The sequence below is a fragment of the Pedobacter psychrodurus genome, from assembly GCF_032678585.1.
GTDB classification, from domain to species: Bacteria; Bacteroidota; Bacteroidia; order Sphingobacteriales; family Sphingobacteriaceae; genus Pedobacter; species Pedobacter psychrodurus_A.
Window position 1 is genome coordinate 14,839 of sequence record NZ_JAVTSN010000035.1, and the last position, 26,227, is coordinate 41,065.

Here is a 26,227-nt window from a genome sequence, read left to right on the forward strand (position 1 = left end):
TTAAATTAAAGCGTAGCTCTCAGACCAAAGGCAATAGAGGCTCTCACGGGACTGGTGTTCGGGAAATCCGGATCCAGATTAAGGTGGTTGGCCCGCCACAGAATGCCCAGGTTAGATGCATAGACAAAGAGTTGGAGTTTCTGAAAAGGCAATCTTTTTGTAACGGCATTATTTAAGTTGTAGGCAAACCTAATGTCCCTCAGCCGGATATGATCGCCATGCTCTACCAGTACCTCAGCGCCCTGATAAAAGTCGTTCCTGTTATTGTTCGAGGGATAGATGAGCGAGGGAACATTTGTGCCGAGCTCGTCTCCAGGTTTTTGCCACCTTATTTCGTAGTCTGCCTGTTGGTAAGCTCCTCTAAATAATAAGGTGTAGTCAATAGATTTGCGCACCAGGCTATAGCTAAGCTTGTAGGTGATATTGACAGAGAGGTCAAAGTTTTTATAGCTAAAATTATTGATCAGGGAGCCGAAGTACAAAGGAGTCTGCGAACCCATGTATTTTAAATTACTACGGTCTACAGAATTGAGGATCCCGCTGTAATTATTGTTCTGCTGGCCATTCAGATATCCTATCGGATTTCCCTGGTTATCTAATCCCGCATATGGAAAGCGGAAAATGGCACTAAAGGGGTACCCTACCAATGGGTTGATATAATTCCCGTTTACCACACTCTGGTTCGATCCTGCACGTGCCTCATATTTGGTAACCTTATCTGTGGCATAGTTGAACAACAATGTGGCGTTCCATCTGAGATCCTTATCGAGCAGTTTCGTATTCAGTGAAATTTCCATGCCTTTGGTAAGCATCGTAGCTGAATTGCCCTTAAACTGGGTAATACCCGTTTGGGGTGCGATCGGGCTTGTACCAATGAGATCTTTGCTATTCTTCTGATAATACTCTATGGATCCGCTCAACCATCCCTTAGCAGTCGAAAAGTCGATACCGATATTGCTGATAGCCACTTTTTCCCATCTTAGAGAAGGGTTCGGTGGATTTATCACAATCAATGTAGGGTTGGTGAAGTTGTTTATTGCTGAAGCCGTAGTGGTCAGGTAGGCAGATGTAGTTTTATCGGTATTTCCATTATAACCATAGGTTGCCCTTAGCCTCAGATAGGTTAACCACTCCATATTGAAAAATGGCTCATCGCTGATGTTCCAGCTCAATCCAGTTGACCAAAGGGGAACACCCTTCTGTTTTGCCGCTACCCCAAAGATGTTCGACTCGTCCCAACGGGCGCTTCCGGACAAAATATATCTTTTAAGGTAAGAATAAGACGCATTGAGGTAATAAGATCTGCTCCTGTCGATCGTATTGGCACTTATACTTCCGTTGGTAATCCGTGCTGTTGTACCACCGTAATATTGTGGATTATCTCTTTTATAATCTATCCCCTGATTAGCATTGGCTGCAGTTGAAGCGTCATAGCCATACAGGCGGTAGCCATTGCCCGAGCTGGTAAATTCCTGAGCTTCAAAACCTGCTAAGGCATTGATCTGGTGTTTTATTCCAATGTTTTTGCTATAGCTTAACAGTGCACGCCCGGTATTGCTTTGATAAACACTGGTTCCCCGGTCAACTATATCTCCCAATGGGATAGCATAAGTAACAATGCCTGTACTTTGATTGATCTGAGAAAAGGAATTGATTAAGTTCCTGGTGTAGAATGATTCAAGCGGCTGATTGGTGGTGGTTTCGGTGGTTCCTTTTTGAAAAAGATAATAAACAGAAATTTTAAGGCCATCAATAATTTTGTAATTGAGATCTGTACTTAAGCGGTAATCAAGGGTGTTGCTTATTGTCCTTGGAACAGCCTCATTTAATGGATAGTAATGCCAGTCCTGCAACCGCCCGTTCCCAGCTGTGTCGGCATACCGCATGCTAATGGTTTTTACGGTTGGTACCGCATTGCCGTTCTGATCTGTGATCCTTTCATAAGGTGTCAATGGCGCAAAAGCCTCATAATTAACCATGTTTTTGCTGTTCGTTAATTGGATGGCCGATGTCCATTCTAGTCTGTTTTTAAAAAATATATTCGTGTTTTTGGCATTAAGGGTAAGCCTGTTGGAACTGTTGGCCACAGAATTTTCTTTATTATGGTCATAACCTCCAGAAATGTAATAGGTGTTTCTTTCACCACCACCGTTGATATTGATTGAATATTGCTGATTGATGGACTTTCTACGTAGATATTGATCAATATCCTCTCGCACATCATTTCCTTTCAGCTCATTGATCATCCTTAAGGAATCCGCGCTGGAAATCGTATTGTTCCGTTTTTTTAGAAAAATTTCAACTGCGGGGGAGATTACCGAATAACCTGTGGCAATAGCCGAATTGTAAGCACCTTTATTGAACAGAAACTGTTCAAGGGAAATATAGTCGCTGCTGTTAAGCTGTGGTGGGTAATAAATGTCGGGTCTGCTTCCAATGGTAATGTTGGAATTTATATTTACCGTTGGGGGAGCATTTTTACGGCCGTTTTTGGTAGTGATCACGATCACCCCGTTTCCTGCCTTTACACCCCAGATAGATGCAGCTGCCGCATCTTTTAGGATGGTGATATTCTCGATATCATTGGGGTTGATGTTGTTGATATCTCCCTGATAAGGAAAGTTATCCAGCACCACCAGTGGTTCCGCATTGGCAAAAAGTGTGCTTCTGCCCCTTATGCTGATGTCTGGGGTATAGCCATTCTGCTTATTTTTATTAAATAATACTCCACTTGTGATACCATCGAGCCGGTCCAGGATACCTGGGCCAACCTGCCGGTTCAACATTTCATTATCCACAAGTGTAAAACTTCCAGTCGCCCTTTCCCTCGGGATATTCTGATAACCTGTACTGACTATCTGAACTTCATTTAGAATATTTTCCTTTGGTTTCAAACGGATCAGAATTGGGGATAAGGTCTGCCCGGTATAGGGATATTCAACGTCGGCAAAACCAATTGAACTCGCCGCGAGTATTCCGCCCTCATACAGGTTGCTAAATTTAAAACTTCCTGCTTCAGTGGTTATATAGGTGAGCTTGCTGTCTTTGATCCGCACTGTAGCTCCTGCAATGGGGATTCCCTTTTCATCCTCCACTGTTCCGGAGATTGTTGTTTTATCGTTAGGATTTGAGGTTTTTGAAGTCGGCGCAGTTCTGATGAAAATGGTCTTGTCTATAAGCTCAAAGTTCAGCCTTCGTGGATTGAAGAGTTGCTTGAGCACTTCTTTAATTGGCCTGTCTTTAACTTCAATGCTTATTTTCTCGTTTTCGTTAAGGGTGGTTTTATTGTACCAGAAATCGTAGCCGCTCTGCTGCTCAATTTTATCCATTACCGAGCGAAATGTTGACTGGTTAATTTTTAAGGTGATATTCTGTGCCTGCGCAGTTGTAGAAATGAACAACAATAGCGTGCCCGCAAGCATAAATCTATTGTTAAAAATGTGGTTTAAATAACGTAAGCAAATACTTTTCCCAACTTTTTCCGGTGGTGGGTATGGAAATTTTTGGACGTGTTTTCTTGTCAGTTGATTAAAAATCATACTTTTGTTTGGTTTGGTGGATAAAATGTTAGGTTAGTGCTTGATATAATGTACCAGACTTTGCCGGTGGTGTTCTTCGAAAACACCTCCGGCTTTTTTATCTGGAATCATTAACTAATTTAAATTTCAAATTTTCTACATAGGCTTTCTCGGTTTTTAGTGGATATTGGTTGTTTATTAAGATCTAATAATTAGAACCTTAATATCTTGTTCTTCTTTCATTGTGAAATCGATGCCACTCATTTGTAGTAATTTCAATAGCGTAGCAAGACTGGACTTTCTTGAAATGCCACCTGTTAAATGAATGTTCGGCATTCCGTTTTCGTATTCAACCTTGATGTTGTACCATCTCTCGGCTTCTTGTAAAATCGATTTTATATCTTTATTCCTAAATTTTATTTTCCCGTTCCGCCAGGCCAGATTTATGCCTAGATCTGCTTCACTCTTTTCAAAGCTAGTTCCGCTGGTAGCAGATTGTTCTCCAGGTGCCAATTTTAAAGAATCATTTTTTCCATTCAAGTTTAGTTTTACGGATCCCTCTAACAACGTGGTCTTAACCGTGCTTTCGTAAGTGTTGACATCGAAGTGCGTTCCTAGTACCGTGAGATCCTGGTTTCTTGATGCTACAATAAACGGATGGTCCTTGTCTTTTGCAACTTCAAAGTAGGCCTCGCCGCTGACCAGCTTCACTCTACGTTCAGTCCGATCTCTAAAACTGGTAGGATATTGTAAAACTGTAGCGGCGTTTAGCCATACTTTGGTGCCGTCGGACAACACTATCTTATATTCTCCACCCTTAGGAGTGGAGATGCTCTGGTATGCTGTTGGATTTGCTGCCGTAATTTTTGAGCCATCATTATATATTATATTAGAACCGTCTACCATAATACCTACTTTGGTTTTATCCAACTCAATGGTTTTTCCATCAGACAATGTAATAACCGCTACGTTCCCCTTTGAAAAGATTTTGCCGGCTATCTCCAGGCTTTTATCAATGTTGTTTTCATATCTGGGCGTAAAAAGATAAATCGCGAAAGCAACGATCGCGGCGGCGGTGGATATGGCAACCGATATTTTTAAAAAACTCATTTTCGCCTCAGGTTTAGGCAGCTCTGTTGCAATCTGTTTCTTTATCGATTTTAGTTTTTCAAATGATACCTCGATATCCTGTTCGTTAAATGCGAAGAAGGACTGTTCAATTAAGGCCTGCTCATCTTCCGTGCATTGGCCGGAATTGTATTTTTTTAAAAGCGCCCTAGCTTGTTCGTTATCCATTTCGGTGAATTGATTTGGGACTGGTACGGGAAGGGAATGCGAGGTAGGAAGATTTTTATTAAAAAAACTAAAGGGTTATGAATGGCAGGAAACTGGTAAGCTTTGTCCGGAAAATCTTCAGCGCATTGACGATCTGTTTAGAGATGTTATGCTCAGATGTCTTAAGACGCTCAGCAATTTCCCTATGGCTGAGATGATCTTTTCTACTGAGCTCAAAAATTTGTCTCATTTTTCTGGGGAGTGCCTGAATTTCTTTTTCGATGTAATTGCTTAGCTGTTTCTCCCTTATTAAGTAATCTGCTGTCTCAGAACTTGAAATCTGATAGTTTCTTAAAAAGTCCAAATACTTATGCTCAACTTTTTGGTGTGTAAAGTAGTCTAAAATTCTACTTCTAATAGATATATATAGGTAGGAAGAAAGTTTTCCGTTTTCCGATAAGTTATTCCTTTTGCTCCATAAGTTTATAAATAGTTCTTGGACAAAGTCTTTGGTTAAGTCTTCATCCCTTAGTTTTTTATATGCGAATAGGAACATTAAATAATAATAGCGATCATAAATTTCAGTATATGCTGAATGGTTTCCGTTTTTTAGTTGGATTAGTAAATCAATATCAGAAAGAGATTTGTAATTCGACATGCTCAGTATTATCATAATAATAGTGAGCTTCAAACGGATTGAAACTAAGTGCGACAAAAATGGGGCACGGCAACTTGCAATCCTTTACAGCATGGCTCTGGTGGGCCAACCACTCTTTTTAAAGTGGCATCAAGTAAAGTATAAGCAAGCACCGTACCCCATATTTTATTATAGGATTCGATGCATTACTTACCTCGCTTGATTAAATTTACCAGATTTAGCTGCGAAGCTCGTTTAGCAGTCTTTGTTTTTTAATATATCAACTGCAAAAGTATCAATAATTTTTTCGACCGGCTTTAATTGTTTTTTTATTTTTAGATCTTCACAATACCCTTCAATTACGAAGGCGATATCGCACAAGCCAGATTCGAATTACACTAAAATACAGTTAAAATATAGCAAAATCAAATATTAATCGACTTTTTATTCTGCTAAATGTCGATTTATATTGCATTAAACTATAATTCAGTAGCAGTCGGTTTTTGGAGAGATGCATAGAGGCAAGATTTTACATGAAGCAACGAAGGTTTATCCTAGTTCAATTAAAGAGATAGTTGAAGCTGCGGGCTATAAGTATGGTACCTTCTTTAAGCATATCCAGATAAAAGATTTATCATATGCTATCATTGCGAAATACGGTCGGGCAATGAGAAAAGATTTTTCAACTGAGTTTCCAGAAATGTCTAATTTAGTTCTTCCTCAAATAACTAAGCATTCAGACAATTTAGGTTCTATAGACCAAATAAGGTTGGATTTACAGGAGTTGCAAGCGAAGTATTCGGCGCTTCTGGAAAAACATAATTCGGTGATTGAAGAGCTCTACTCTTTAAAAGAGCAAAACCGTGCTTTAAAAGACAAAAATCATTAATCTAAGCAGATTGAATTTTTAATCAGTTAAAAGGTTATTATAAAGAAAAGAAAAGCAGGTTGAGATTGAATCTCTCAAAAGTGAAATACAGCTATTGAAAATAAGTGATTAATTATTAGGGAGCATGAATGTTTGGTATACCTCCAAGTATACTATTTACTGCTTTCAGCTGCTTAAAAAGGTGACAAGTATCCCCGATGACACTTGAAAACCTTGTAGCGGTAGCCCAGGGAAAACAAGTAGGGCCACTGCCCAAAACTTCCGCTTGCTCAGCTTTATACCATCCTGTAATCTGATATTCGGCTTAGAAGGATTTCGCAAGTATGAAGAGCCTGTTTCTTTCAACCATTTAAAAACAAATTTTGGAATTATGTGACTTTCAAGGATGGGTTTCTTTTTCGGGCACATTCTACACTTTGTCATCTTTTAATTTTGTTTGACGCTAATATAATAGAAAAAAGGATTGTCATAAGTGTCTTGTGCTTGAATATATACACGATTGGTCTCGTCCGGGTGTGAGTCTACAAAAAAAAAATATTGATGCTTTAGTTAACGATATGGCTGAAATGGATGATGAATTAGATGAAGATTTACAAACACATAGTTATCAAACATGAAACTCAGCTCAATGGTGATGAAATGCCGATTCAAATTGAAAAGGCGTATAAGGTAAAGACCTTATCATTACCTAAAATACCAATTTAAATAAATATTAATATACATCTATAATTGCCTTTTCAACGAAACTTATGGGTTCTTTCCTAGATCTTAGTTAGCAATTTTGACTTTCCTAATCCTGATATTCTTTTACAGAGATTATTCAGGATTCTTTACTAGCTTTAAGCTAACTACTAAGAGATATATCATGACAGTAATATTAAAAAAAAATGAAAAGGTAGGTAAAATCATTAGTGATTTACCTGAAGGTTCAACGATTGACCAATTTATATCTAAATTTATAGAAGAATACCCGATTGATTGGTTGAAAATCCAGAATTCTTTTCTTAAACATACTAAAAATTTAAATCCAGGTAAAAAGCAGCCGATGCCTGAACCGATGCAATATTTGATTAATGCGTATAATGTGTTTACGAAAGCAAATAAATAGAGAGGCCAAAATGACAAGCTATATCAGGACAAGACACATTCTGCCACTTCCGTATTTTTCCAAACAGGTTGCGGTACTTTCTAAGGGGATAGGCATTATCCCTTTTGTTGTTTTAGATGGTTACTTTTATTTCCAGACTGCGGTCAAAGAAAAGAGGCGAAAGAACGCCACGAAATTGCCATTGGATACAATCGTTAAGTTCCTGATCACATCCAAATTTCCCTGATGTAGAATTCCTTAAAGTTTTTATTTAAATTAGCCTAGTAGTTTGATTGCCATCTATTTTTTAATTTGAATGGGATAGTGACCCCATTTAAGTTGAATATTTTAGGCTCCAACCACACTCTCGATCTAAGACAAAATTAACGCAAATGCATTTAGCAAAAATAAAAATTGAAAATTATAAAGGTATCGAATTGATAGAAACTTCATTCGACCCAAAGCTGAACATAATTATAGGTGAAAATGGATGCGGAAAATCAGCTGTAATCGACGCCATACGTTTACTATATAATATTGGCGAACCCATTAGGGAACTTTCTGTTTCGTTTGATGATTTCCATCAAAAGTTCGTGGATAATGGTGACAACAAAATCATCCAAAAGTCTGCCCTGATAACCATCACTTATATTTTCAAAGGATTGTCAACCGCACAAAAAGGCGCCTTTTATGAATACATGGTAATAGATCCTAATAAAATTGAGGAAGATTATGCCAAAATCATGATCTGTTATGAAGATAAGGATGGAAAATATCCACATTTCAGTTACAATACGGGAAATATCGACGGCCAAAAAGCCGATTATAAAACATTTGAACTATTTCAGCACTATTATTTGGGTGCCTTAAGAGATAGTACCAAAGATTTACTGAGTACGCGGAACAACATTTTGGGAAAAGTAATCAGACGATTCGTAAAACGGGAGAAATCCGAATCACAGATCGAACAAATAATGAAAGATGCAAATTCACAATTATTAGACCGTACCGAAGTCAAAAATACAAGGGACGGCGTTAATACTAATCTGAAGAGTATTTTTAAAAAGGTGATTGACAATAAAATTGGTGTCAGGATAGAGGAAGCCAAAACGGAATATATAGTCAATGCCATCAAACCTTATCTCCCACACGATAGAACCACTTTGGTCGATGAAGGTTTCCACCTGTGGCAAAACAGTTTGGGATTGAACAATCTAATCTATATTGCGGTTGTTCTAGGAGATATAAAGGAACAGATTAGGGATAATGGCCTACCTCATTTTGCACTATTGATCGAAGAACCAGAATCCCACCTTCATCCCCAATTGCAATTGAGTCTCTACAACTTTCTTAATAATGCGAACGCCACCGAAAACAGTCAGTTGTTCATTACCACCCACTCGCCAACGCTGACCTCTAAAGTTCCATTAAAAAATCTCATATTACTTGATTGCGGAAAAGCAACAAAACTTGATGAACAATTTCAAAATAGGGAATCTGAAAAAATAATCGAAGACACGACCAAAAATAGGGAATTGTTAGATGCAGATTTCGTCAATAGCATGAAAAAGCTTCAGAGGTATATTGATGTAACCAAATCACAGCTTCTGTTCGCAAAATCAATTTTATTTATCGAAGGAATATCTGAAGAACTCTTGATTTCAGCATTTACTCTTTTGGATGACTACAAACTTGAAGATTATAGAACAGAAATTGTAAACGTAAAAGGAACATCATTTTATCCATTTTTGTATCTTTTCAATCATGCCAATACATCAAAAAGAATAGGCAAGCCTATTTCAATCCTTACCGATGATGACAGATTTGCAGAATCTAAACAGAGTGAGTATAGCTTTAATAATTTAGTTAACAACACAGCAGTGCTGGATGCTCTAGATGATTGCATCCAAAAAGGTAATGCCGTATCAAGAATTAGGAATTTGAATTCTGTTAAGAACAATGCCGATAACATAAAGATTTTTGAGTCTTTCAAAACTCTGGAATATGAAATAGCATTGCACAACGTGAGTAATGATAAAAGGACTTTCAGGGACAATTTCTTAGTAAAATATCTTGATACAGTAGAACATGATAAAGTCAATAAAATTGTGGATTATATGTCAACGTTTACAGATGATCAAATGTCAGATGGGCAAAAGAGAAAAGTTGCGATTCTTTTATGGAAGACATTACCTGCAAAAGCTGAATTCGCACAAGACTTTTCTATTCATTTAATTGACAATCTGGAAGATGCAAAATCATCATTTCTTGTTCCAACATATATATTGAATGCCTTGACTCATTTAAAAAATGGATTGTAATGTATTTTGAAAATGAAGAAAGACTGGCCTACTTAAGCGCTAGAGGGAAAGTCATTTTAAATGCGTGCCCTGGTAGTGGAAAAACAACAACTATCGCAAAAAAGATATTGAACCTGGAGATTTCAAAAGAAATCGGTGGTCATGCTGGGGTGGCTTGTTTATCATTTACCAATGCAGCAAAAGACGAAATTAATGAAGCATACATAAGGTTGAGCGGTAGGTCCCTCCAATTTCCTAATCATGTATCGACAATTGACAGTTTCATAAATAAGTATATCACGCTCCCTTTTTATAACCTGCTTAATCGTGATTTTAATAGACCAAAAATACTTGACCATACGACCATATTGGATGATATGTGGAAGACTACATATATAAAGAATGGTAAAACACTTGAGGGATTATTAAGACCATTGAATAACGCAGAATATAAGGCGAAAAATAATCGAAGTGTTTTTCATCTATATCCTCCAAGCGAGATAAGAATTGAACCAAATGGGGCTTTCTCTATAAGTGGAAATCAACCATCACCTGAAAAAGTGGACAAAACTAATTTTGAAAATTATTGTAAACTGATAAAGAACACTCAATTTAAAAAAGGCTTAATATCAACTGGAGATTCTGCGTTTATCGCCCTTCATTTGCTAAAAAGCAATCCTAAAATTTGCGAATGGCTTAGCTTGAGGTTCCCCTTTATTATAATTGATGAAGCACAAGACAATTCGGCAATGCAACATGCCATATTCGAAGAATTGGTAAAACAGGGTTTAAAAAACATTGAACTTATCGGAGATCCCTATCAAAGTTTATACGAATGGAGAGATGCAAAACCATCAGAATTTTTAAGGAAATATGAAACGGACCAGACTTGGCAATCATATGATTTAACAGATAACCGACGATCACCTCAAAGTATAATTGATATATTTTCAAAAGTAAGACGATCTGAAGATTCAAAAATTAACAGTGTAGATTGTGGGGATTTTGAAGATTCAATTTTAATTTACAAATACTCTAGTGTCAATCATCAATTAATTATCAAGCATTACGACGATTGTTGTGCAATAAAAAAACACATCAGTAGCTGTATCGTTGTTCGAGGAAATTCATTAAAGGATTCATTGTTGGGAAAAAATACAGAACAAAGACCTTGGGGAATTGATCTTCCCAAACGAATTATTTATGCCAAAAATCTTTATATAAGTGGTGATATTAAAAATGCAATAAAAGAAATTAGAGCAATCTGTATTCCACTCATCCATTCCGATAAAACTGAATACCATGCATTGAAAGAGATTGAGAGAGAGAAGAGCTTAGATCCGTACTTCAATTCGCTAATGATAACTATCCTAGATGAACTACCTATATTTAGTAAAACGATTCAAGATTGGACAAATGAAACTCAGACATTTTTAAAGAATAAATTAGAACTTGGTCACGATGTTGATTTTGATTTAAGAAATAGAAAATCAAAATATCTAGAAAAATCTACACTCTCCGAAAGTGTAAGCCAACATTTTAAGAAGTCTTTTTCTGCATTAAATATCCCTATAACAACAATACACCAAGTGAAAGGACAGACTTTGGATTCAATCCTCGTTTTTTTCAATGAAAGGAAGCATAAGGATAATATCATATTTGACAATATCTCTAATAATAGCAACGGTTTTCCCGACGAGACCAAAAGATTGATTTATGTCGCTCTATCTAGGCCAAGACATCTTTTAGCAATGGCATTTCCGGATTCAATAACGGATGAAGAAATCAAGAGCAAGTTCGGTGAAAAGGTTAAAATAGTAAAAGAAGATGAGTTGAAACCGTTGTAATCTCAATCATTAATGACAGAATTTGAAGAAAGTGAATTTAGGGGGCCATTGTTCAATCAGCTAGAACGAGGAAGCCATCTTTTATGGGAACCGGGACAGGTTTTCGAGAAAACAATAGGTGTAGATAGGGCATCATTGTGCGTACACGACTATTTATGGAAGCTATATGGTTTTAGTGCTCCACTTGGTGGCTCTGTATTAAGGTCACATCATTTCCATTACATTTGGACCAATACGAAGCCAAAGAAAGTATTGCCTGACTTTAATCTGAATCTTTTTATACAAGCAAAGCGTTCAGAGTATTCTTCAAGATCGAAAGTAAAGCTTAGTCCCCAAATAAATGGTGCTCACTGGTATTTTGAAGTGACCCCACATCAGCAGGTATCACTAGAATTACTGGAAAAAGAATTGGCAGCAGATGCGTTGGTGGTGTATGCAGCTCCAGTATTTCACGAGCAACAGCAGCTGTACAACCATACCTCAAATCAAACCATTGTCTCCAATTCTACATTTCCAAAAGTTTCAATGCTTACCGGACACTCAAAATGGTACTATAACAAAGGAGGACTGACTGGAGTTGCAAATCCAGATTTTGAAGATTTTGACGAAGTCAACCTGCTGTCACAAATAGAGACTTTACGAAATCAGACTGGAGACTATCGTTTAAATAGCCGTGTTCAAAATTTACAAAAGCTATCTCAAGCTATAAGAAATGTAGTGGAGAAACAATCGAATAGTTTTCAGGCTACACGATTTGCATACGAAAGAGAACTTATAGATGATATGATTCTCGACTATGAATTGAACAATTATGTTGGTGTAAAAGATTACATGCAGATTGAGCTTTTCAACTACCTTTGGAAATTAAACTGGCTGACTTTTTAATACTTTGTATATATCGGTGATTCCGGGCCAAGCGTATCGCTTGAAGATGGGCCAGTCGTATCGGTGATACTGGGTTAGCAATTATATGATTATTTACAAACAAAATGGCTATATTTACATATAGCGATTGCAACTAAAACGTATCGAAAAAAACGTGAGTAATTCAATGAGTAGAATTACAAAACAGCTATAAATACTATTTAAACTCTGATTTTAGCACTAGGTGCAAATCCCAGCGGGGTCAGAACCTTGATAATGCTGTTAGGAAAACTAGGAAGAACATTGGTTTTTTGCCATTTTTGTAGAAAGGTCCATTTAACTATTTTGATTGCGTTTTTACAGTAAATGGTAGAGTAAATCTCTCAAAATGCCTAAACATTGGCCACCTCACCACATCTGATTCTTATCATTTTACAATAGACAATAAGTCGTTTCTCAAAAGATCAAGAAATTTGATTTAATTAGTTCACATACTTTAAGAAGGAGTTTCGTTACAAATCAGTATCTATGAGTCCTGCCCATTCATTTAATAATGATGATAACTTCTCATAAATCAAAAACAATATTTTTAAAATAATTAAAGTGACAGCACAAGAACAAGCTATTAGACTCAAAGAAATCTGGAAAATCTAATGTTAGATCTTTATCGAAAATGGATGTTCAATTCGGAAAGGGCAAATTCAATTTGCCTGAAAAACCTAAATGGGAGATGTTTTGATAGCTTTAAAAACCAAAAATTAAATTTCCTATTTGAATATGTTCTAAAAGTGAACTGATTTGCTGTAAAACGTGTGCTTTAAGGCCGTTTTTTTGGCATAACCATTTTTGTAGAGGATTGACTTGTCAAGTGCTGGAAGGTGAGATTGGAAATGGAGGGAAGGAATATGGGGAGATTAGATATATTTGGCTCAGTGTTCAATTGCCTAATTTCCTTCTTCAATTCTTCTATCGCTCGCAAAAGAAGATCATCAAAGCTATTTCGCTGTGGTGTAAGCTTATTGTTTTAATCAATCACTCTCTTTTCTAATATCAAAATCTTGATTTAATTGCCTGATCAATATGATTGATCATATTATTCGCCTGATTGTTGTTCAACGATTTCAATTTGTTGCTCCATTTAGCCAGGTGTTTTTTAAGAACTGAAGCACCAAATGGTGAAATATCCTTCTTGATGTAAGCAATGACATTATTGTTGATTCTCAATACAATGTCCTGGATAATGGCTTCCCTGCACTGCCCATCATCGCATCTTAGGATCTGCTCGAAATCGAAAACTAGTCCTCCCTCCATTAAAGTGACAGCCTTGGAATAGTCCTTTCTCAACATATAAAATGTTACTTCTATATTATTAATGATTTTGCGCCTGTCCTTGTCGCCCACCGAATTCATTTGAGTGAGATAATTCCTAATATCCTCGATGTTGCCTTCGTCCAAGATATTCAGGTAATTCTCCAGACTATTTTCGATCATGGAGGCTATATGCTTTTCAACTTGCCGACCTTCCAAACGTTGGTCGAACACCCTGCGATTTGCTTTAAAAAACCTGTGCTGGTCGGTAAGAAGATTGCTCAAGTTATTCAGTACAAACACAAGTGAAGTGGTATCTTTAAGAATAGCAGTTTTGTCGGAGTTCGTAAACCAGTTACCGAATACGCTGTCGATGGTTTTCTGTTGGCCACCCATAGCTTTCAATGTTTCGATATAGCCTGAAACAAAGAGCTGATCGTACTTTTTAAGCTGGTAGGTCTTGGAAAAATCCGCAACAGCAGCCTGCTTTTTAAGTGAACGTTTTTTAGCCACCATTAATTCTTCCATAAACTCTGTAGGGTTCTCCGACGCACCTTCCAATCTGTAGAATGCGGTTCCTAGACTATCGGTGAAGATGAAACTAGGATACACAGCTATATTGTACTGTTTCGATAGTAGACTTCCCGGAGAGACCAGACCATTTACATGCTCCGTTTTAAAATTCGAAGCAAGATAGCTTTTAACCTTTTCATCCGATAATACCTGCTTGTCCATATATTTGCATGCGCCACAACCATCAAAATAAAAGCTATATAGCTTTATTTTTTTGTCAGAGGATTGAGCTTTCCCTTGCGAATAACAAACAGCATAGCCTGCGAAAAGGAAATATAAAAAAACAGAAATTAAAAAAAGGAGCGTCTTCATGAAAAAAACTGAAAGTTGATATAACTGTCACTAAGATAGTTGCGTGATGGATTGTTTAAGCATAGTAACGGCTTAATTACATATGGCTACCAATTGGGGTATCTGTCAGTTATTATTTAAATCCCTTTCAAAACAATTATGGAAAATTTTAGTAAATTAACAAATGAAGAGATGCGAAGAATCAATATTGGGATTCCACCTGTTTGCAACACTCAAAATTTATGTGCTGGCCCCGCCATACCACGCTACCCCGCTTCTTCGGCACTAGGGTATGTGTCGAGATTGGGCCAGGAGGGTGCGGCTGTCAAAGAAATTGGGAAGGGCAAATATATTTGCCGGGTATTTACTGCTCTATGGAATCAATGAGTTAAAAACTCCCAAGGCTGAGGATTTAAGGTCTTCAGCCTTTTATACTTTCAAATTAAAACTGGTTGATCGCTCTTAAAGTCTAACTATTTTTAAGTCTCCAGACAATTTCGTTGACTTTTATTAACTTACATTACTTGATCTGAAACAAAGCTAAAGTTATAATTAATGAATAAAGGTTATTACTTGCTAGGTATTTTATTCTTATTTGCCCAAGCTTTATGGGCTCAGGATAAGTTGATTTCAGATTCGTCTAAAATTAGACCCTCCTGGGATTTAAAATCACTCCTCGAAGAATATGTTCAGGAGCATCCAAAAGAAAAAGTATTTGTTCACTTTGATAAAAGTTCATACCATATTGGAGATACGGTTTGGTATAAGGTGTATTTGATAAATAGCTTCACCTATCAATTGTCTGCCTTAAGTAAGTTAGTGCATGTTGAAATCGCAGATACAAACGGACATCTGCAAAAAATGCTTCTTCCCGTAGAGGCTGGAATGTCAAATGGACACGTAGTCTTATCAGGGGATAAGTTTAATTTAGGACCTTACAAATTCAATGTTTTCACCCGGTTGACGGGGAATGGTAGCAGAAAATATTATTCCTTCGATTTGAAGGTTGGAACAAAAAGCGACAGTGAAGCACCTGACACTGTAAAAGTGGTGAAATTATTGGAATTTTACCCTGAGGGCGGAAGATTTGTGGCTGACCTGAGGTCGAAAGCCGTTATTAGAAGCCAAGATGCTCACGGCAATCCTGTATCAACAAATGGATACGTGGTAGATGAAGAAAATAATAAAGTTGCAGAATTTAAGACGGGAAAATCTGGAATGGGCTTGTTTGCACTATCACCGAAACGAGAGGTGAAATATGCGGCAATATTAGAGACAGATGCTTCGAATAAGCATTTTAACTTGACCCAAGTTATTGATAGTGGATATGTGCTTGCCGTCAATAGGATCCTGGAAGATACCTTGACGGTAAGAATCTCAAAATCTCTTGTAAGCAATCCTGCAGTGCTACTTGCATTTCAAGCCAATGGAAGCATTGTGAACTCCATTCCCGTAACACTCTTATCCGGTTCGTTATTGCTAAAGGTACCAATAGCATCGTTGCCCGCAGGTATGAATGAGGTTGTTCTTTTTTCAAAAGATAAAGTGTTACTTGCAAACCGGTTTATATTCTTGCCAGAGAAGAAATCATCAAATAAACAACTCACGCTTCCTAAAAATGAATATGGCAGTCGTGAGTATGTCAGTTTAAATTTAAAAATAACAGATGTTTCTGGTAGTGGGATTACTGGTGGCTATTCCATCTCGGTAACGAAAGTCGATGAAGAATTAGATGGAAATGATAGTCGCCAATCGATTTTATCGAGCTTAATTTTCAGTTCGGATACAAGGGCTATGAATGATCATCAATATGTTAGTTTTGATGATAAAAGTGAGGCTGGAAAGGCTGAGCTGGACATGCAGTTGCTTACCCGTCGGTCAGATAGTTATGCCTGGAATGAAATATTTGCTGAAAAGCAATCACAAGGAATGAAGCCAGAACGCAGTCTGTCCATTGTTGGGAAGGTGCTAAAGACAAATGGCAAACCAATGGCGGGCGCCAAACTAAATCTGTTCTCTGCCAAGGATATGATTCTTATCGATACAGTCGCGAATGATCAGGGGAGGTTTTTGTTTGAAAACTTTACAATTTTAGATAGTTCTGAGGTAGTCGTGAGAGTAAAGAATCTTGGTAATGAAAAAAACGTACAGATTATACTGGATGATCAAATGAGCAACATTTTATCATTTATCCCCGACAGCCGCACTGGGAAAGTAGTTTCGAATGATAGAGGTACTGCATCCATTCAAAATCCTCAGCATGGCCTAAATTCTAAAAAGGGAAAAATCAATCAGTTAAAAACAGTAGAGATTGCAGCAAAACGCAGACCAGTAATTCCGGGATCCGTTTATCCAGTCGCAGCTGCGCCACCAGATTATACCATAGAAGCGGAGGAACTTCAAAAGATAACAAGCCTAACTGATTACCTGCGAAGCCGGTTTATAGGTGTTAAAATAATAAATAATCGTGTTATTGGCACATGTCAAGGGGGGGAAGGCCCAATGTATATTTTGCTAAACGGACAGAATATCGAGGATTTATCCTCAATAGATCCAAGATCTTTAATCGGGGTGCAAATTATGAAAGGAGGCATCACATCAGCGACAATGGCAAACCAGCTTGGCGAAAGTATGTATGGACAGGGCACATGCTATGGTATAATTTTTTTAACATCTAATCACCACAATCCGAGTTTAATATCCTCAATTAAACAAACAACAGGTATTGTTAAAGTGAATATATTGGGCTTTTCTGCTTCTAAAGCCTTCTATTCTCCCGACTACAGTAAGAAAACTGATAACATCATTAAAGATTTTCGCAGCCCTTTATTTTGGAAACCGAACATCATTACAGATATCAATGGCCTCGCAAAAATAAACTTCTACACGTCGGATGAAAAAGGAAAATTTCAAGTTACTTTAGAAGGGATAGGAATTAATGGTCAGATCACTCGGGAAGTAGCTTTTTTTATAGTTAAATGATTTATATTCAGCTTACTAAGGCTACCGATACCCAGATCGAATTATCTCAATTTCCGCGTTTCTCAATAACTTATTCTCTCTAACAACTTAGTTTCAAATGAAATCTACTGAACTATCTCATGCGCTTCATTCGCCTTTTTCCATATGACCACAATTCTTATTCTAAACATTTTTTCCAGTTTATGGTGATGGATGAAATGGTAATCTAAATCTTTTGGAATGGGCAATCATTTCCCACCATTCCCAAAATTTCCATGGTTTTAGCGTGAATGTTCGATATAAGGTTCTGTTCGGATTTTCAGGATTTTTGCGTTTGTAACTTTCAAATCGAGCGAGAGCAGACTCGAAATTCTGAGTTGGCCCACCCATTTCAGTGAATTCAAAGCTTCTATCTTTGTTTTGATAATGATATTTTTCTTGGAATAAATATGATATAGGTGGTAGATTGCTTATGATGATTACACTCACAATTGAAATGATCAGGGTTCTTTTTCTTCTTTTCATCTTAATTTATTTTACAAGGTCCATTGCTCTCTGGAATTTTTCCTCCCGCCTCATTAATGTCTAAATTTGGATTATTTGCTTTTTGTTCCCTCAAAGCCCTTGCCATTCCCGCAGGCGTTTTACCGAAGCCCATTCCGATCACTCCTGTAGGATCCGGGATCGGAAGACCGCCAGCCTGCCCAGCCCCATATACAAAAGCTGAACAATTGAAATCTGTAAAATGGTAGTTCGTTGGTGGGTTGGCAATATAATTTATCACTTTTTGGAAACTTTCCGCTGACACATAATACGTTGAGGATATATTGTAGTTATCAAATCCATTATCAAGGATCTGTGATTTCGAGGATAATTTATCCAGGCCGCTTCCGGTAGGATAGAAGCCTACCGTTTGTGTGATTGTTGTGCTCCCGCTTTTGCTTAAAGATATGGCTACATGACCAAAACTATTGACGCCAACGTTGAACGCGGTTCCAGGCTGTGGTTCGACTACATATACCCTGACAACAAACGCTGCATTGGCGCTGGTGATTTTTGAGAAACATTCCATCATCTCTTTTGGGTTGACCACATTGTTGTCTTCTCCGGGGAGATTGGATGGGGCAGGGGGAGGAGGTGGTCCGGTGCTTCCACCTCCGCCCCCTCCGGATGTTGATCCGGATGAATCACCGCCGCCGACGCCATCATAATAACCGCCATCACCTCCTCCTCCGCCATCAACATAGGTTGTTGAGCATATTTCTGTGGAATGTATGGTGAGGTCACCCCATGCATCAACATAACTGTCCTGTACCCAGATGCAGGTTTCGATAGGCATCATCTTCATGAGCTTTCCCTGTGCACCATAAAATGGGTTGACTTCTTTCAGCATCTTGTTTGCCCGGTCTGTCTTTTCTGCTTCTGAGGACTGCCGGATTTTTCCGACCGGTCTGCCATCTCGGTAGAGCCGGCCTCCCCTTAACTGGTAGTTTAGATCATATTCAAATACCCTTCCTGTAAAGTCCGCTGCCTTTGAGATCCTGTTTTTTTGCAGATAAATAGCGTCGGGGATAATCTCCAATATCTTAGCGCCGATCTTTTGGCTTCTTTTATCTCTTAAGATTACAAGTTGCCGGTATCCCTGTTTGTAATTTTGGTAGGTGGGTTGACCGCTTAAGGGAACTGTCCATTTGTTTCCCTCCCTGGTTGCTCCGTTTTTTGCAAGGTCCCAGTTTACCTGAATTTTAGACAATACTTTACTGCTGTCCGGATCGATATGGGCTATAAAATCCATAGCTTCCTTTTTGCTTAGGCCTATAGCTATCGGTTCATCTGCCTCTTTATGGGTTGGTTCCAATTGATCTTTCTGACAGGCTGATAGTAGGAAAATAAATAGCGTGATAATTTTAAACTTTGTGTTCATGATATCAGTTTTTTAGTGAAAAATGGGTGCTGTATTTTGGACGTTTTGTGTCTGGTGACACATATCCCTTTTTTTCCTCCTGATCCTGCTCAAAGTTTCGCGGCTTATTCCAAGGTAAGAGGCGATGTTGTTCTGGCTGGTCTGTTGCTCGATATCGGGATGCTGTTCAAGCAAGAGTTCGTAGCGCAGGTTGGGCGTCTGTGTACGCAGGAAAATTGCCCTTTCTTCACTCATGATATAATACTTCTGGGTAACAATCCTGCCCAATAAATTCCCCTGTGGAAAATCCGCATAATAGGCATTTAACTGTTGCCAGCTGATGGACTGAAGTTTACAGTCCTGAAGTACCTCAATGTACTCATGAGCAGGTTTTTGGGTGAAAAAGCTGTATACGGAGATCATCAGGTCTCCTTTTCCCATAAACCATGTGGTACACTGTTTCCCATGCTCATCAAGGAAAAAAGCACGTACAAATCCGCTACGGATAAAGTACAGTCTTCTGGAAATTTCGCCCGGAATGAGCAAAAGGTGTTTTCGGCCAAAATTTTCGGTGATTACCTCCTCATTTACCCTCATTTGGAATGGGGCAGGCAGTGGTAAAATGAAGCTCAAAGTCTCTAGTAGATCGGCTTCTTTGATAGCATTCTTTTGCATGCGATGTCGATTGTGTCTCAAATCAACGTTTCAGTGCATTTACCTGGCTAATATTGTCCTGTCGGAAGGATATACTCTTTTAACGGAAATTTCCCGCTTTTGTTGTTCGGGGGCTTTTTGATTTTTCTTTTCCGGTATCTGATTGGCTGCTCCTCACATCGTTAACCTAAAACGTATTGTCATGAACCTAGAGAAACTATCAGAAAAACTGTATGCACAGGTTTCACTCCAGATGGAGGAAGCTTTGTCTATTGAAAATGCCCTGGAGCAATTGAAGAGTGGCTTATCCCTTGTTCAGAAAGCCCTGGCGACATTAAGGATCGAGCTGACTAAAAACGGTTTTACCAACTGTGAGGAAGAAATTTATTTTTTTAAAAAAGGTAAGCCGCAGATTTATTCCCTTCTGATCCTGGTCACCGAACGGTACGCGATAGAAAACAGTATGCCCATTCTGGGCAAGGAGAAACAGCTCGCCCATCTGGAGTCACAACTTTTTTTTATTGACAGGTTTTTCCGTCAGAATGAGTTCCTCTATCAATATTACAGGCTTGGCGCGACAGATCTGGATGACCGGTATTTTACGAGGGCGGGGGGAAACCAGCTGGTCGGCTTTGCCGAAGTGCCAGATGTGGACCCGTCTTTTTCAACAGTGGCCGATTATCTTTTTTCCAAGTTCATGGCCTACGAAAAACTCCGGGATTTCATCAGGAAGGATATCGAAATGAGGAGAGGCGGGGATGCGGACGTGCATAAAAATGCCTTCAAAGAACTGAAGTGGACGGGAGAGGCGGTCAATATGGTGGAGCTGGTATATGGCGTTTACGAAACCGCCCAGGTAAATGGTGGCAAGATCAGTTTATCAGAGCTCATGGATTTTTTTGGTCAGGTCTTCCAGGTAAATATTTCCGGTTATTTTAAACGTTTCGCTGATATCAAAAGGCGTAAATCGATGTCGAAGACCCGCTACCTCGATGAGATGCAAAGGCTTGTTTCCAAACGGATAGAGGACAGTGATGCCTGGATTCCGGATGATCAAAAGAGCCGATATGGTTATTGAGCCGGGCTTTGGGTATTAATCGTACGGTAGTACGCACGTGCTACTGAGCTAAAAATTCCCTGCTTTTCAACCTTTGTCCTAACAAACGCCTGTAATGGTGCAGGCCGAAAAATTACCACATTATGTTACAACAATTTTCCTGGATGACTTTCCTGATCTTTTTTGCCATCCTCAGCGCACTCTGGTACCTCATGCTTGCAATCACGGTTTACAGGAAAGAAACCTTTGGTCTAATCGCTGGTTCAAGGCTCCATGTGTCAAATGTACTTGCAACTAATCCACAAAGGGAGGAGGAAGAGGAAGATCAAATAGCTGATCAGATTATGGGTAAGTCCAAAATGCCTGAAGGACTGGAGGTGGTCAGTATGGGTGCCCTGAACTTTTCAGTTGCCGAAGATGCAGCTTACAGCCCGGATGATGCCAAATCCGATCAGCTTGGTCTGGTGCCGGACGTGATTCAGGAAATTAGGGAAATCTTCGCGGTGCTGGCCAAAGAGGATGGAACCAAGCAGGATTTCTTCTCATTGGCTGCCTTGATCAGTGAAAAGTATGGCCGGATCGGTTCCAATCCCAATATCGGACAGATCAATGCCTTCATCCGTGACCACGCGCCTTTTGCGGTTACACTTGAGGAACTGGAACACCTGTGGGATTAATAATTCGGTTTTTAATCATAAAGAAGATATATCATGAAGAATACTCCAATCAAAGAAGCCAGAAGGCATGCCTTGCTAAAGTCCTTGATGTTCTGCTGTGCATGGCTGACACTCAATTATATTTTTCCCATTTATGGCTTTGCGCAGGATGGTAATGCTGGTATCCAGGAAGCCACAAATAAAGTCAAGGGTTATTTTGATACCGGCTGCGATCTGATGTATGCCATCGGCGCAGTAGTCGGGATCATCGGCGCCATCAAGGTATTCAATAAATGGAATGCGGGGGACTCCGATACCAACAAAGTCGCTGCGGCCTGGTTCGGCAGCTGTATTTTTCTGGTCGTGGTAGCCACTGTTCTTAAATCATTTTTCGGGATATAACTATGGCAACGGTTTATCAGATCAACAAGGGCGTTTCCAAACCGATCGTCTTTAAAGGGCTCAAGGCCCAGTACATTGCCTACCTGGCCATCGGGCTGGTATTGCTCTTACTCTCATTTGCCATACTCTATATCTCAGGGCTTAGCCTATTTGCGGTATTGCCGGTTATCCTGATACTCGGAAGCGCACTGTTTATGGTCACTTTCAGATTAAGCCACAGGTTTGGTGAGCATGGACTGATGAAATTTATTGCCAGAAAGGCATTGCCAAAATACCTGCGCTTTGCTTCCAGGCGGATTTTTACCGCATTGAAATATCCTAAGACCAATCTATAAAACAAAGGAACGATCATGACAGATGCCATCAATATTCTTCCCATCTATAAAATAGAACATGGATGTATATTATCCTTTCAAGGGGATATTACCATTGCATTCAGGGCACAATTGCCCGAAATATTTTCCCTCGCTGACCGTGATTACGATGCTTATCACCAGGCCTGGGTAAAAGCCATAAAGGTATTGCCCCCAGGTAGTATCTTCCATAAACAGGACTGGTTTTTATCGCAACCGTTCCGTGCAGATTTTGAAAGGGCAGGAGATGATTTTCTTTCCCGTGCCAGTGAGCGGTTTTTTAACCAAAGGCCGAGCGCCGAACATAGCTGTTTTATATTCCTGACCCTTACTGCTAAAGGAAGTAAGATTTCTACCTCTGCCAATTCGGGACTGCTCCGTAAAGGCCTTGTTCCGCCGCAGACCTTGAGTCCCGCTATTTTATCGGATTTTTTGGATAAGGCCGGACAGTTTCAGCGGATCCTTGAAGATTCCAGGTTTGTCGGTCTGGAACGGTTGGATGATGATGCCCTTGCCGGAACAGCCAACAAGGCCGGGATTTTGGAACGTTATTGCTTTTTGCTGGGCGAAAACAATATGCCCATCATCCGGGATGTCCATTTGAAAGATGAAATACGCATTGGGGAAAAACAGTTGGAAATCTATACCCTTTCAGATGTTAGTGATCTTCCTGCTTTCTGTGGAAGCCGTATCAATTATGAGCATTATTCTACGGACCGCTCCAAATTCAGCGTGGGATTTGCCAGCCCCCTTGGTCAGCTATTGAACTGCAACCACATTTTAAACCAATATGTTTTCATAGGGGACAGCCAGAAAACCATTAAAAGACTGGAAGCCAAAAAACTGCGCCTGCAATCCCTTTCTACCTATTCCCGCGAAAATGCCATTTCCCGGGATGCGGTAAATGATTTTCTCAACGAAGCCGTGGCTTTAGGGAGGATGCCGGTAAAATCGCACCTCAACATTATGGCCTGGTCAGAAGATCCCCGGGAGCAGTTGGATATCAAGAATAAGGTGAGCTCTGCCATGGCGGCCATTGATGCTGTGGCCAAACGCGAGACAGATGGCCAGGCACAGATCTGGTTTGCAGGACTACCGGGTAACCAGGCAGACTTTCCCATGAACGATACCTTTGATACTTTTTTGGAACAGGCAACCTGCCTGTTTAATATGGAAAGCCATTACAGGGATTCCCGCTCCGGATTTGGTATGCGCCTGGGTGACCGCCTTTCCGGAAGGCCTATCCATGTCGATATATCTGATGAGCCCATGTCCAGGGGATTCACCACCAACCGCAATAAGTTTATACTAGGCCCCTCGGGCTCAGGCAAGTCGTTTTTCACCAACCACATGGTCAGAAGCTATTATGAGCAGGGAACACATGTACTGCTGGTAGATGTCGGCCATAGCTATAAAGGCCTGTGCGATCTGGTAGGGGGCTATTATTTTACCTATAGCGAAACCAGTCCGATTGCTTTCAATCCCTTTTTTCTGGCAGATGGGGATATCCTGGATACCGAAAAGAAAGAATCAATCAAAACATTGCTGCTTGCCCTGTCCAAAAAAGAGGGCGAAACCTTTAGCCGCTCGGAATATGTAGGCTTTTCCAATGGACTGACGCTTTATTTTAAACATCTTGAAGATCACCCGGATATCTTTCCATGCTTTAATTCATTTTATGAGTTTCTATCCGGAGAGTACATCACTGTCCTGGAAGAAAATAAGGTGCGCGACAAATATTTCGATATCAACAATTTTTTATATGTACTCAAGCCCTATTACCGGGGAGGGGAATTCGACTACCTGCTCAATGCAACTTCACAACTCGATCTGCTCTCTGAGCGCTTTATTGTTTTTGAACTTGATGCCATAAAAGACCATCCCATTCTTTTTCCCGCGGTGACGCTCATCATCATGGAGGTATTTATTTCCAAGATGAGAAAGCTCAAAGGTGTGCGCAAAATGATCCTGATCGAGGAATGCTGGAAAGCGATAGCCAAAGAGGGGATGGCGGAATACATTAAATATCTTTTCAAGACCGTCCGCAAATTTTTTGGCGAGGCGGTGGTAGTCACCCAGGAGGTGGAGGACATTATCTCCTCACCTGTGGTCAAACAGGCCATCATCAATAATTCAGACTGTAAGATCCTCCTTGACCAGAGCAAATACCAGAATAAGTTCGATGCCATACAGGAACTGCTGGGCCTGACCGAAAAAGAGCGTGCCCAGATCCTTTCCATGAACCGCGCCAATGACCCCACAAAAAAATATAAGGAGGTTTTTATCTCCCTTGGCGGTCAGCACAGCCAGGTGTACCGTACAGAAGTTTCTTTAGAGGAATATCTCGCCTATACCACCGAAGAAAAAGAAAAGCTGCAGGTGAGCGGATATGCGCAGAGGTACGGCAGCATTAAAAAAGGGATCGCCGCGCTTGCCAGTGATATCAGGAATCAATCAATTGTAAACTAAATATTTAAACATGAAAATTTATCTGAATCTTTTAGCATTGATCGTGCTGCTGCACTTCTCAGCCTGCCAGCGTGATAAAGAAAAAGCCTTTTTAAAAGGTACTTACACCAAATCTACCAAAGGTGAGTTTAGCATCGCAGACGACACGCTGATCGTTGAACCGGCAGAAGGCAACAACTTTCTCATTCACCGCCGTACAGGCTTTAACCGGATCAATGATGGACAGCTGGGTAAACGGGAGTATGAAAAGGAAGAGTGGGACGCCATTTATAATGAGTCCACTAAAACCCTCACTGAAACCCGTAAAGGAAGGCTGATTACCATTCATCCGGATTCTGGATACCTGAAACTGGGAAAAGGCAAGTTCATCAAAAAATAACAACACAAAATATGAGATCTCTTAGCAAAGGTATCCGGCCAGGTACCACAAAATTCAGAAACCCACTGGCAGACCCCTGCCGAAAAGCAGGGCTACTGCTCACAAAATTAAAGAATGTTATGAAAAGTTATATGGTAATCCTACCGGTCAGCGCCATGACCATCTGTGTAAGCCTTCCGAAAGGGGCTTCTGCCCAGATTGCGGTTCTGGAGGTAATCAAAGCCGGCGTGAAAAAAGTCATCCGCGCGGTCGATCTCAAAGTACAGCGTCTGCAGAATGAAACCATCTGGTTGCAGAATGCCCAGAAAGTACTCGAGAACCAGTTGTCGAAATTAAAGCTCACCGAAATTGCAGACTGGACAGAAAAACAAAAGGAGCTTTATGCTGAATATTATAACTCCCTTTGGAAAGTGAAGTCTGCCATCACCTATTACAAACGTGTAAAGGAGCTCACGGCGAAACAGATTGCCATTGTTGATGAGTACAAATGGGCCTATGGCCTTTTTCAAAAGGACCGGCACTTCTCTGCCCCTGAACTGGATGAAATGCAAAAGGTATACCTCGGCATTTTAGAGGAAAGTGTCAAGAACCTCGACCAGGTTTTATTGGTGGTCAATTCCTTTAAAACCCAGATGAGTGACGGGAAGCGGCTGGAGATCATCAATGCCGCTGCACTGAAAATGGAGGAAAATTACACGGATCTTAAACAGTTCAATGCAGGTAATATATCGCTATCGATCCAGCGCTCCTCTTCACTGGATGAGATCGCTAAATTAAAGGAACTTTATGATGTGCAATAACAGA

Annotated in this window: 20 protein-coding genes; 13 read left to right on the plus strand and 7 right to left on the minus strand. The window is 39.7% G+C overall.

Going from position 1 to position 26,227, the window contains the following annotated elements; translation table 11 throughout:
- Positions 1-5 precede the first annotated feature (5 nt).
- The 3 genes from R2S57_RS20755 to R2S57_RS20765 form a co-directional block, all read right to left on the minus strand.
- A complete protein-coding gene (locus R2S57_RS20755; RefSeq protein ID WP_316846856.1) occupies positions 6-3,422 on the minus strand; it encodes a SusC/RagA family TonB-linked outer membrane protein in 3,417 nt (1,138 codons plus the stop codon).
- Positions 3,423-3,716: 294 nt separating this feature from the next.
- Complete coding sequence (locus tag R2S57_RS20760) at positions 3,717-4,814, minus strand: FecR family protein (RefSeq protein ID WP_316846857.1); 1,098 nt, start codon at positions 4,812-4,814, stop codon at positions 3,717-3,719.
- A gap of 67 nt (positions 4,815-4,881) precedes the next feature.
- Positions 4,882-5,451, minus strand: coding sequence for an RNA polymerase sigma-70 factor (locus R2S57_RS20765; protein ID WP_316846858.1), 570 nt, complete (start codon positions 5,449-5,451; stop codon positions 4,882-4,884).
- Positions 5,452-5,941: 490 nt separating this feature from the next.
- Here R2S57_RS20765 and R2S57_RS20770 point away from each other — a divergent pair, with 490 nt between their 5' ends.
- The 5 genes from R2S57_RS20770 (at position 5,942) to R2S57_RS20790 (ending at position 12,438) form a co-directional block, all read left to right on the plus strand.
- Positions 5,942-6,319 (plus strand): hypothetical protein, encoded by a 378-nt coding sequence (locus tag R2S57_RS20770; protein WP_316846859.1) that lies wholly within the window; start codon positions 5,942-5,944, stop codon positions 6,317-6,319.
- Between the two features lie 865 nt (positions 6,320-7,184).
- On the plus strand, positions 7,185-7,427 hold the full coding sequence (locus R2S57_RS20775) for a hypothetical protein (RefSeq protein WP_316846860.1): 243 nt from the start codon (positions 7,185-7,187) through the stop codon (positions 7,425-7,427).
- 371 nt (positions 7,428-7,798) lie between these two features.
- Positions 7,799-9,727 carry an ATP-dependent nuclease gene (locus R2S57_RS20780; RefSeq protein ID WP_316846861.1) on the plus strand — a complete coding sequence of 643 codons (1,929 nt, stop codon included), beginning with the start codon at positions 7,799-7,801 and terminating at the stop codon, positions 9,725-9,727.
- The gene (locus R2S57_RS20785) at positions 9,727-11,553 is read left to right on the plus strand and encodes a UvrD-helicase domain-containing protein (protein WP_316846862.1); all 1,827 of its coding nucleotides are present in this window, start codon (positions 9,727-9,729) and stop codon (positions 11,551-11,553) included. The genes R2S57_RS20780 and R2S57_RS20785 overlap by 1 nt, the downstream gene beginning before the upstream one ends.
- A gap of 12 nt (positions 11,554-11,565) precedes the next feature.
- Entirely contained in the window at positions 11,566-12,438 is an 873-nt protein-coding gene (locus R2S57_RS20790) for a hypothetical protein (protein WP_316846863.1), read from the plus strand.
- Between the two features lie 1,029 nt (positions 12,439-13,467).
- Here the strand turns inward: R2S57_RS20790 and R2S57_RS20795 are convergent.
- On the minus strand, positions 13,468-14,610 hold the full coding sequence (locus R2S57_RS20795) for a thioredoxin family protein (protein ID WP_316846864.1): 1,143 nt from the start codon (positions 14,608-14,610) through the stop codon (positions 13,468-13,470).
- Between the two features lie 534 nt (positions 14,611-15,144).
- On the opposite strand from R2S57_RS20795, the gene R2S57_RS20800 reads away from it, so the two are divergent.
- Positions 15,145-17,571: a carboxypeptidase regulatory-like domain-containing protein gene (locus tag R2S57_RS20800; protein WP_316846865.1), complete on the plus strand. Its 2,427-nt coding sequence runs from the start codon at positions 15,145-15,147 to the stop codon at positions 17,569-17,571.
- Positions 17,572-17,751: 180 nt separating this feature from the next.
- On the opposite strand, the gene R2S57_RS20805 is transcribed toward R2S57_RS20800, so the two are convergent.
- Genes R2S57_RS20805 through R2S57_RS20815 form a run of 3 tightly spaced genes read right to left on the minus strand, consistent with a single transcriptional unit; the run spans position 17,752 to position 20,128 of the window.
- Positions 17,752-18,075, minus strand: coding sequence for a hypothetical protein (locus tag R2S57_RS20805; protein ID WP_316846866.1), 324 nt, complete (start codon positions 18,073-18,075; stop codon positions 17,752-17,754).
- Between the two features lies 1 nt (position 18,076).
- Positions 18,077-19,474 carry a hypothetical protein gene (locus tag R2S57_RS20810; RefSeq protein WP_316846867.1) on the minus strand — a complete coding sequence of 466 codons (1,398 nt, stop codon included), beginning with the start codon at positions 19,472-19,474 and terminating at the stop codon, positions 18,077-18,079.
- Positions 19,475-19,486: 12 nt separating this feature from the next.
- Positions 19,487-20,128, minus strand: coding sequence for a Crp/Fnr family transcriptional regulator (locus tag R2S57_RS20815; protein ID WP_316846868.1), 642 nt, complete (start codon positions 20,126-20,128; stop codon positions 19,487-19,489).
- Between the two features lie 181 nt (positions 20,129-20,309).
- Here R2S57_RS20815 and R2S57_RS20820 point away from each other — a divergent pair, with 181 nt between their 5' ends.
- From R2S57_RS20820 to R2S57_RS20850, 7 genes are all read left to right on the plus strand, one after another.
- Positions 20,310-21,185: an RteC domain-containing protein gene (locus R2S57_RS20820; protein WP_316846869.1), complete on the plus strand. Its 876-nt coding sequence runs from the start codon at positions 20,310-20,312 to the stop codon at positions 21,183-21,185.
- Positions 21,186-21,307: 122 nt separating this feature from the next.
- Positions 21,308-21,841, plus strand: a complete 534-nt coding sequence (locus tag R2S57_RS20825) for a hypothetical protein (protein ID WP_316846870.1) — start codon at positions 21,308-21,310, stop codon at positions 21,839-21,841.
- Between the two features lie 33 nt (positions 21,842-21,874).
- Positions 21,875-22,222 carry a DUF4134 domain-containing protein gene (locus tag R2S57_RS20830; RefSeq protein ID WP_410479094.1) on the plus strand — a complete coding sequence of 116 codons (348 nt, stop codon included), beginning with the start codon at positions 21,875-21,877 and terminating at the stop codon, positions 22,220-22,222.
- A 2-nt stretch (positions 22,223-22,224) separates the two neighbouring features.
- Positions 22,225-22,557 carry a DUF4133 domain-containing protein gene (locus R2S57_RS20835; RefSeq protein WP_316846871.1) on the plus strand — a complete coding sequence of 111 codons (333 nt, stop codon included), beginning with the start codon at positions 22,225-22,227 and terminating at the stop codon, positions 22,555-22,557.
- A gap of 15 nt (positions 22,558-22,572) precedes the next feature.
- The gene (locus R2S57_RS20840) at positions 22,573-25,044 is read left to right on the plus strand and encodes a TraG family conjugative transposon ATPase (RefSeq protein WP_316846872.1); all 2,472 of its coding nucleotides are present in this window, start codon (positions 22,573-22,575) and stop codon (positions 25,042-25,044) included.
- A 10-nt stretch (positions 25,045-25,054) separates the two neighbouring features.
- Positions 25,055-25,423, plus strand: a complete 369-nt coding sequence (locus tag R2S57_RS20845) for a hypothetical protein (RefSeq protein WP_316846873.1) — start codon at positions 25,055-25,057, stop codon at positions 25,421-25,423.
- 119 nt (positions 25,424-25,542) lie between these two features.
- Positions 25,543-26,223, plus strand: coding sequence for a conjugal transfer protein TraI (locus tag R2S57_RS20850; protein WP_316846922.1), 681 nt, complete (start codon positions 25,543-25,545; stop codon positions 26,221-26,223).
- Positions 26,224-26,227 lie beyond the last annotated feature (4 nt).

Excerpts from the sequence above, each read along its gene's own strand:
- R2S57_RS20760 (WP_316846857.1), bottom strand. The coding sequence starts at position 4,814 with ATGGATAACGAACAAGCTAGGGCGCTTTTAAAAAAATACAATTCCGGC.
- R2S57_RS20780 (WP_316846861.1), top strand. The coding sequence starts at position 7,799 with ATGCATTTAGCAAAAATAAAAATTGAAAATTATAAAGGTATCGAATTG.
- R2S57_RS20840 (WP_316846872.1), top strand. The coding sequence starts at position 22,573 with ATGACAGATGCCATCAATATTCTTCCCATCTATAAAATAGAACATGGA.
- R2S57_RS20815 (WP_316846868.1), bottom strand. The coding sequence starts at position 20,128 with ATGCAAAAGAATGCTATCAAAGAAGCCGATCTACTAGAGACTTTGAGC.
- R2S57_RS20810 (WP_316846867.1), bottom strand. The coding sequence starts at position 19,474 with ATGAACACAAAGTTTAAAATTATCACGCTATTTATTTTCCTACTATCA.
- R2S57_RS20755 (WP_316846856.1), bottom strand. The coding sequence starts at position 3,422 with ATGCTTGCGGGCACGCTATTGTTGTTCATTTCTACAACTGCGCAGGCA.
- R2S57_RS20795 (WP_316846864.1), bottom strand. The coding sequence starts at position 14,610 with ATGAAGACGCTCCTTTTTTTAATTTCTGTTTTTTTATATTTCCTTTTC.
- R2S57_RS20785 (WP_316846862.1), top strand. The coding sequence starts at position 9,727 with ATGTATTTTGAAAATGAAGAAAGACTGGCCTACTTAAGCGCTAGAGGG.
- R2S57_RS20850 (WP_316846922.1), top strand. The coding sequence starts at position 25,543 with ATGAAAAGTTATATGGTAATCCTACCGGTCAGCGCCATGACCATCTGT.
- R2S57_RS20770 (WP_316846859.1), top strand. The coding sequence starts at position 5,942 with ATGCATAGAGGCAAGATTTTACATGAAGCAACGAAGGTTTATCCTAGT.
- R2S57_RS20825 (WP_316846870.1), top strand. The coding sequence starts at position 21,308 with ATGTTACAACAATTTTCCTGGATGACTTTCCTGATCTTTTTTGCCATC.
- R2S57_RS20805 (WP_316846866.1), bottom strand. The coding sequence starts at position 18,075 with ATGAAAAGAAGAAAAAGAACCCTGATCATTTCAATTGTGAGTGTAATC.
- R2S57_RS20790 (WP_316846863.1), top strand. The coding sequence starts at position 11,566 with ATGACAGAATTTGAAGAAAGTGAATTTAGGGGGCCATTGTTCAATCAG.
- R2S57_RS20765 (WP_316846858.1), bottom strand. The coding sequence starts at position 5,451 with ATGTCGAATTACAAATCTCTTTCTGATATTGATTTACTAATCCAACTA.
- R2S57_RS20820 (WP_316846869.1), top strand. The coding sequence starts at position 20,310 with ATGAACCTAGAGAAACTATCAGAAAAACTGTATGCACAGGTTTCACTC.
- R2S57_RS20845 (WP_316846873.1), top strand. The coding sequence starts at position 25,055 with ATGAAAATTTATCTGAATCTTTTAGCATTGATCGTGCTGCTGCACTTC.
- R2S57_RS20830 (WP_410479094.1), top strand. The coding sequence starts at position 21,875 with ATGAAGAATACTCCAATCAAAGAAGCCAGAAGGCATGCCTTGCTAAAG.
- R2S57_RS20800 (WP_316846865.1), top strand. The coding sequence starts at position 15,145 with ATGAATAAAGGTTATTACTTGCTAGGTATTTTATTCTTATTTGCCCAA.
- R2S57_RS20835 (WP_316846871.1), top strand. The coding sequence starts at position 22,225 with ATGGCAACGGTTTATCAGATCAACAAGGGCGTTTCCAAACCGATCGTC.
- R2S57_RS20775 (WP_316846860.1), top strand. The coding sequence starts at position 7,185 with ATGACAGTAATATTAAAAAAAAATGAAAAGGTAGGTAAAATCATTAGT.